Origin of the sequence: Streptomyces sp. URMC 127 (genome assembly GCF_051386535.1) — a bacterium.
In the GTDB taxonomy this organism is placed as follows: Bacteria; Actinomycetota; Actinomycetes; order Streptomycetales; family Streptomycetaceae; genus Streptomyces.
This window is the reverse complement of the sequence record NZ_JBPQTW010000323.1, coordinates 1-5,689: the sequence shown is the minus strand read 5'-3', so window position 1 is coordinate 5,689 and position 5,689 is coordinate 1. Positions and strand designations below refer to the sequence as shown.

The following is a 5,689-nucleotide window of genomic DNA, read 5'->3' as shown; positions in this document are numbered from 1 at the left end:
GACAGGGGGAGTGGGCACGGTGGCCTCCGGTGAGGATGTGAGGGGCATATCAGGGGGGTGCCGTGGAGGAATCGTCCTTGACGCGATCCTGACGATCTCTACGCGCGTCAATGTCTTTCGAGCCCGGGGAAGTTGTCAAGGTTCCGCGGGTAACCGTCAGCCGTATGTCCGGCGGCGGTTCGGCGAACCGGGCGGCAGGGAGGAAAACCCGTCTACGCTTGGGCACCGCGCCCGGTGCGCGGCGCGGCACGGCGCACCGCATGCCGCGCTGCATGCCGCACCGTATGCCGCCCGCCTGTCACATCGCGCGTCGCTGCACGTCACCGCACGTGCCACGGCGCTCGTCAGCACGAGGAGAGACCACCCTGATGTCCGGAGACCGTCCGACCATGCCGCCGGTGCGGCTCCCCTCCGACGCGGAGCTCGCGCGCGACGCGCTGTCCGCGCCGCTGCTCGCCCGCGCCGCGAAGCTCGCGCGCTGGGCCGGCGAGGAGGGCATCCCGGTCGGGGTCGGCGGCGAGCTGCTCGCCGGGCAGCTGCGCGAGGCGACCGAGCTCCTCGGGCTCGCGGGCGACGAGGACGGCACCGCGTACGCCATGGACGCGTGGCAGCACGCGCTCGACACGGGGCTGGTGGACTTCGAGGAGTACGAAGAGGACGCCGCGGAGGACGAGGACGCCGAGGACGCGCCCCGGGGTACCGCCGTTGCCGGCGAGGAGCTCGCCACGCTCACTTCCGGCAGCCCCGCCGACATCCTCGACCTGTGGCTCGGCGGCTTCGAGAGCGTCCTCGCCGACGCCGCCGCGCCCGACCTCGGCGAGATCGCCGACCGGATCGCCGAGGGCGAGGACCTCGACCTGGACTCCCTCGACTGGGACCCCGAGGGCGAGGCCGACTTCCTCGACGGCGTCCTCGGCAACCTCTACCTCCTCACCGCGCTGGAGCAGAGCGACGCCGAGCGGCCCGTGCCGCTGCCGGCGCTCGCCGCGTCCATGATCGTGCCGGACGACATGGACGAGCCCACGGACGACATCCTCGAAGAGGTCTCCGACGCGATGATGCGCCTGGACGACCAGTTCCGGCTGCTCGCGCCCACCGGCGTCATCGCGTACCGGCCCGTCGACGAGTCCCTCATCGAGGAGGTCGACGGCGAGGGGCACATCCGCGAGTCCGTCGACGGGGTCGCCTCCGACAGCCCCGAGGAGGAGGACGTCAGCCGCTACGGCATGGTCTCCCTCACCCCGCTCGGCGTCCTCGCCGTGCGCGCCCGGATGCAGGAGGGCGGCGTCGACGCCCCTCTCGTCGGCGACCTCGCCGACAAGGGCGCGGACGCGCTCCTGGCCGCCCTGCCCGGTCACCCGGAGACGGCCGCCCGCGCGGAGGCCGAACTGTGGCTCGGCCGCCGCTCCGCGGAGGACGCGGCGCGCGAGCTGCTCGCCGCCGGGCGCGGCGCCGACCCCGACGCGCCGTCCCGCCGCCTCGCCTGCCAGCAGACGCTCTCCCTCCTCGGCGCCGGCGCCGAGCCGGCCGTGCGCGAGGTCCTCGACGACCGCGAGCTCGGCGGCCTCGCCCGTGTGTGGCTCGCCGAGCACGGGGCGGCGGACGTGCCCGAGCCGGGCGAGGACATGGTCTTCTGGCTGACCATCGACACGATCGCCGCGCAGCTGGCGGCGTCCGGCGACACGGACGAGCTGCGCGGGCTGGTGGAGAGCCTCGTCGGGCAGCACGGCGGGTTCTTCGACGCGGCGTGGCGGGTGGATCATCCGGCGACGGCGGACGTGCTGGAGGCGATGGGGCATCTCCACCCGGAGAAGAAGGTGGCCAAGGAGGCCCGCAAGGCGGCCTTCAAGGCCCGCTCGCGGGCCTGACGGGTCCGGGGGGCCGGGGCGGTTTCCGCTGCGGCGGGGCCTGGGCCGGTGCCCGGCCGGCCTGGGCGGGGTTCGGCACCGCCGGTGGCGTCGGGCGGTGGTTGCGCGCCGTTGCGGCGGAGGGTGTGCCCCGGTCCCGCCCTTTCGCCGTTTCCCCTTGCAGGGGGCTGGGCCGGTGCCGGCCGGCCTGGGCCGGGTTCGGCGCCGCCGGATGCGTTCGCGGGGGTTGTGCGCCGTCGCGGCGGGGGAAGTGCCCCGGGTCCCTGCGGGGGGCGAGCCGACCGGAGGCCGTTTCCGCCGCGGCGGTGATCAGCCGCCGGGGTGGTGCGCGGCGGTGCCCGGCCGGCCTGGGCCCGGTTCGGCACCGCCGGTGGCGCCGGTTGGTGGTTGCGCGCCGTTGCGGCGGGGGGTGTGCCCCGGTCCCGCCCTTTCGCCGTTTCCCCCTGCGGGGGGCTGGGCCCGTGCTCGGTCGGCCTGAGCCGGGCTCGGCACCGCCGGTGGCCCCGGACGTCGTGCGGGGCGCTCCGCGATCCCGCGCTGCGCGCGGCTCCGCGCGCCCCGCGGTCGTCTTCCGGGCTTCGTGCGGTGTTCATACCGTATTCCGTGGGGAACGGGAACGTAGGCGCGTGAGCCAGTGGACCCGGGAGTGCAGATGACCCTCAGCCGAAGAGACTTCGCGAAGCGATCCGCCGTCGCCGGCGCAGGCGTGGCGCTGACCGGCAGCGTGGGCGTCCTCGCCGGCGCCCCCGGGGCGCTGGCCGGCAGCGTGCCGGAGCAGCGCGGCGCCCGCCCCCGCCCGGCCCGCGCGCCGGGCTACGGCCCCCTCATTAAGGACCCCGAGGGCCTGCTCGCCCTGCCGGCCGGCTTCTCGTACCGGGTCGTCACCCGGGCCGGCGCCACCAGGCTGGAGTCGGGCGAGCACACCCCCTCCCACCACGACGGCACCGCCGCCTTCCAGGGCCCCCGCGGCACCACCCTGCTCGTCAACAACCATGAGCTCAAGGGCCCCCGCGCCGGCTGGAAGCACCCCGTGCCGCTCGCGGAGGGGCTCGTCTACGACCCGGCCGCGGCGGGCGGCTGCACCGTCGTCGAGGTCTCCCACGACGGCGCGCACGTCACGGAGTGGGTCGGCATCGCCGGCACCTCCACCAACTGCGCGGGCGGCGCGACTCCCTGGGGCACGTGGCTGACCTGCGAGGAGACCGAGGACAAGGCCGGGCAGAACGGCATGACGAAGCCGCACGGCTACGTCTTCGAGGTCGACCCGCACGACCGCCGCGCCAACCGGGCCCCCAGGCCCGTCAAGGCCCTCGGCCGGTTCGCGCACGAGGCCGTCGTCACCGACCCCTCCCGCGGCCACCTCTACCTCACCGAGGACGCCTCGGGCCCCAACGGCCTGTTCTACCGCTGGTCCCCGCCGGCCGGCTTCCGGCACGGCCGCGGCCGGCTGCGCACCCTCGCCGACGGCGCGGGCAGGCTGCAGGCGTTCAAGTGCTTCGACTCGGGCGGCCGGTTCGTGGACGACCTCTCCCGCGCCACCCGCCCCGGCACGGTGTACGGCGTCGACTGGGTGGACGTGCCCGACCGCGACGCGGCGTCCGTCCCGGTCCGCAAGCAGTTCAAGGCCGGCGAGATCACCCGGGCCCGCAAGCTGGAGGGCATGTGGTGGGGCGACGGGGGCGCGTACGTCGTGGCGTCGTTCGCGCGCGAGGAGAGCCCGGCCCAGCACGACGGCCAGGTGTGGTTCTACGACCCGCGGCGCCGGACCCTCACGCTGAAGGTCCGCTTCGGCGTCAACAAGGACCCGGAGCGGGACGGCGCCTTCGACGGCCCCGACAACATCACCGTCTCCCCGCACGGCGGCCTGGTCATCGCCGAGGACGGGCAGGGCGTGCAGCACCTCCTCGGCGCCCTGGACGACGGCCGCACGTATCCGATCGCCCGCAACGAGCTCAACATAGGCACCGCGCAGAAGCCCGAGTACAGCGAGTTCACCGGCGTCACCTTCTCTCCGGACGGCAGGACGCTCTTCGCCAACATCCAGGAGCCCGGGATCATGCTGGCGATCACCGGCCCCTGGCGCCGCCAGTAGCCGGGCCTTCCCCGGTATCCCCCGGTATCCCCCGGGAATCCTGGCCGGCTGCCTTTGTTGAAGCAGAGGTGACCATCCGGCTCTCGATACTCGACCGCTCCCGCACCCGCCGGGGCCGCCCCCAGGCCGAGGCCCTGCGCGACACTGTACGGTTCGCGCAGCAGGCCGAGGCGCTCGGCTACCACCGCTTCTGGGTCTCCGAACACCACGGCGTGCCCGGCGTGGCGGGCTCGGCCCCGACCGTGCTCGCCGCGGCGGTGGCCGCCGCGACCTCGCGGATCAGGGTCGGGACGGGCGGGGTGATGCTGCCCAACCATCGCACGCTGGTGGTGGCCGAGCAGTTCGGGGTGCTGGAGTCCCTCTTCCCGGGCCGCATCGACATGGGCCTGGGCCGCTCGGTCGGCTTCACGGACGGCATCCGCCGGGCCCTGGGCGCGGGGAAGGAGGCCGCGGGGGAGTTCGGCGGGCAGCTCGCCGAGCTGGAGGGCTGGTTCACGGACGGGCCGCGCCCGCACGCCGGGGTGCACGCCCGCCCGGCCGAGGGCCTGCGGATCCCCGCCTTCGTCCTGGCCAACGAGGCGGGCGCGGACGTGGCGGCCGCCGCCGGCGCGGCCCTGGTGATCGGCGGGCTGAACGGCGAGGAGCGGATGCTCGCCGCCGTCGCCCGCTACAGGGACGCCTTCCGGCCGTCGTCGTGGTGGCAGCGCCCGTACGTCGTGGTGGCGGGCAACGTGGCCGTCGCGGACACCCGCGAGGAGGCCCGCCGGCTGCTCGTCCCCGAGGCGTGGGCCCTGGCGCACTCCCGGACGCACGGCGTCTTCCCGCCCCTGGAGCCCGCGGAGGAGACCGAGGCGCGGGTGATGACCGAGCGGGAGCGCCGCCTGTACGAGGAGGGGCTGCGCGGGCACGTGCACGGCACGGAGGACGAGGTGGCGGCCGCGCTCGGCGCGCTGGTCGCGCGCAGCGGCGCCGACGAGGTGCTGGTCACCACCTCCTCCTACGACCGGGAGGCGCTGCTGGACTCCTACCGCCGGCTGGCCCGGATCGCGGGCCTTCCGGCGGTAGGAGCCCCGGCGCTCACAGGGCCTGCGCCGCGGGCTTGACGAGGTCCCGGACGGTGCGGGACTTCACGAACTCGCCGAGGGCGGTCATCTCCCACTCGCCCGAGTACTGCCGGATGAACTTCGCCATCAGCACGCCCGTCTTGGGCTCCGAGCCGGTGAGGTCGAAGCGCACGAGCTCCTCGCCGGTGCGGGCGTCGAGGAGGCGGCAGTACGCCTTGGCGACCTCGCTGAACTTCTGGCCGTTGAAGGAGCTGACGGTGAAGACCAGGCCCGTCACCTCCGGCGGCAGCCCGGCCATGTGCACCGTGATCGTCTCGTCGTCGCCGGAGCCCTCGCCGGTGAGGTTGTCACCGGAGTGCTGGACGGCGCCGCCCAGGATGTGCAGCTTGCCGAAGTAGCAGGCGTCGATCATGTTGCGGTCGGGGCCGTAGGCGATGACGGAGGCGTCCAGGTCGATGGGGCGGCCGCCCCAGGCGGGCTCCCAGCCCAGGCCCATCTTCACCGACTGCGTCAGCGGCCGGCCGCCCTTGACCAGGGACACCGTCTGGTTCTTCTGCAGGCTGACCCGGCCCTTGTCCAGGTTGATCTTCCCGCTGCCGGGGGCCGCGGCGGGCGGTGCCGGGGGCGCGGCCCCGCGCCGGCGCACCCGCCGTCCCCCCGCCGGG

General features: G+C 75.0%; 4 protein-coding genes. 3 read left to right on the top strand and 1 reads right to left on the bottom strand.

Annotated features, from left to right (window positions below; genetic code table 11):
- Nucleotides 1-368: 368 nt before the first annotated feature.
- The 3 genes from ACSNOH_RS33115 to ACSNOH_RS33105 all read left to right on the top strand — a co-directional run bounded on the left by ACSNOH_RS33115 (nucleotide 369) and on the right by ACSNOH_RS33105 (nucleotide 5,063).
- Complete coding sequence (locus ACSNOH_RS33115) at nucleotides 369-1,868, top strand: hypothetical protein (RefSeq protein WP_436725148.1); 1,500 nt, start codon at nucleotides 369-371, stop codon at nucleotides 1,866-1,868.
- A 652-nt stretch (nucleotides 1,869-2,520) separates the two neighbouring features.
- Nucleotides 2,521-3,960, top strand: coding sequence for an alkaline phosphatase PhoX (locus ACSNOH_RS33110; protein ID WP_436725147.1), 1,440 nt, complete (start codon nucleotides 2,521-2,523; stop codon nucleotides 3,958-3,960).
- A 26-nt stretch (nucleotides 3,961-3,986) separates the two neighbouring features.
- Nucleotides 3,987-5,063 (top strand): MsnO8 family LLM class oxidoreductase, encoded by a 1,077-nt coding sequence (locus tag ACSNOH_RS33105; RefSeq protein ID WP_436725149.1) that lies wholly within the window; start codon nucleotides 3,987-3,989, stop codon nucleotides 5,061-5,063.
- On the opposite strand, the gene ACSNOH_RS33100 is transcribed toward ACSNOH_RS33105, so the two are convergent.
- Nucleotides 5,038-5,689, bottom strand: a 652-nt coding sequence (locus ACSNOH_RS33100; protein WP_436725146.1) for a TerD family protein, incomplete at its 5' end; no start/stop codon positions are given. The genes ACSNOH_RS33105 and ACSNOH_RS33100 overlap by 26 nt on opposite strands.

What these genes read in the sequence shown, in the direction of transcription:
- ACSNOH_RS33110 (WP_436725147.1), top strand. Translation starts at nt 2,521, where the DNA reads ATGACCCTCAGCCGAAGAGACTTCGCGAAGCGATCCGCCGTCGCCGGC.
- ACSNOH_RS33115 (WP_436725148.1), top strand. Translation starts at nt 369, where the DNA reads ATGTCCGGAGACCGTCCGACCATGCCGCCGGTGCGGCTCCCCTCCGAC.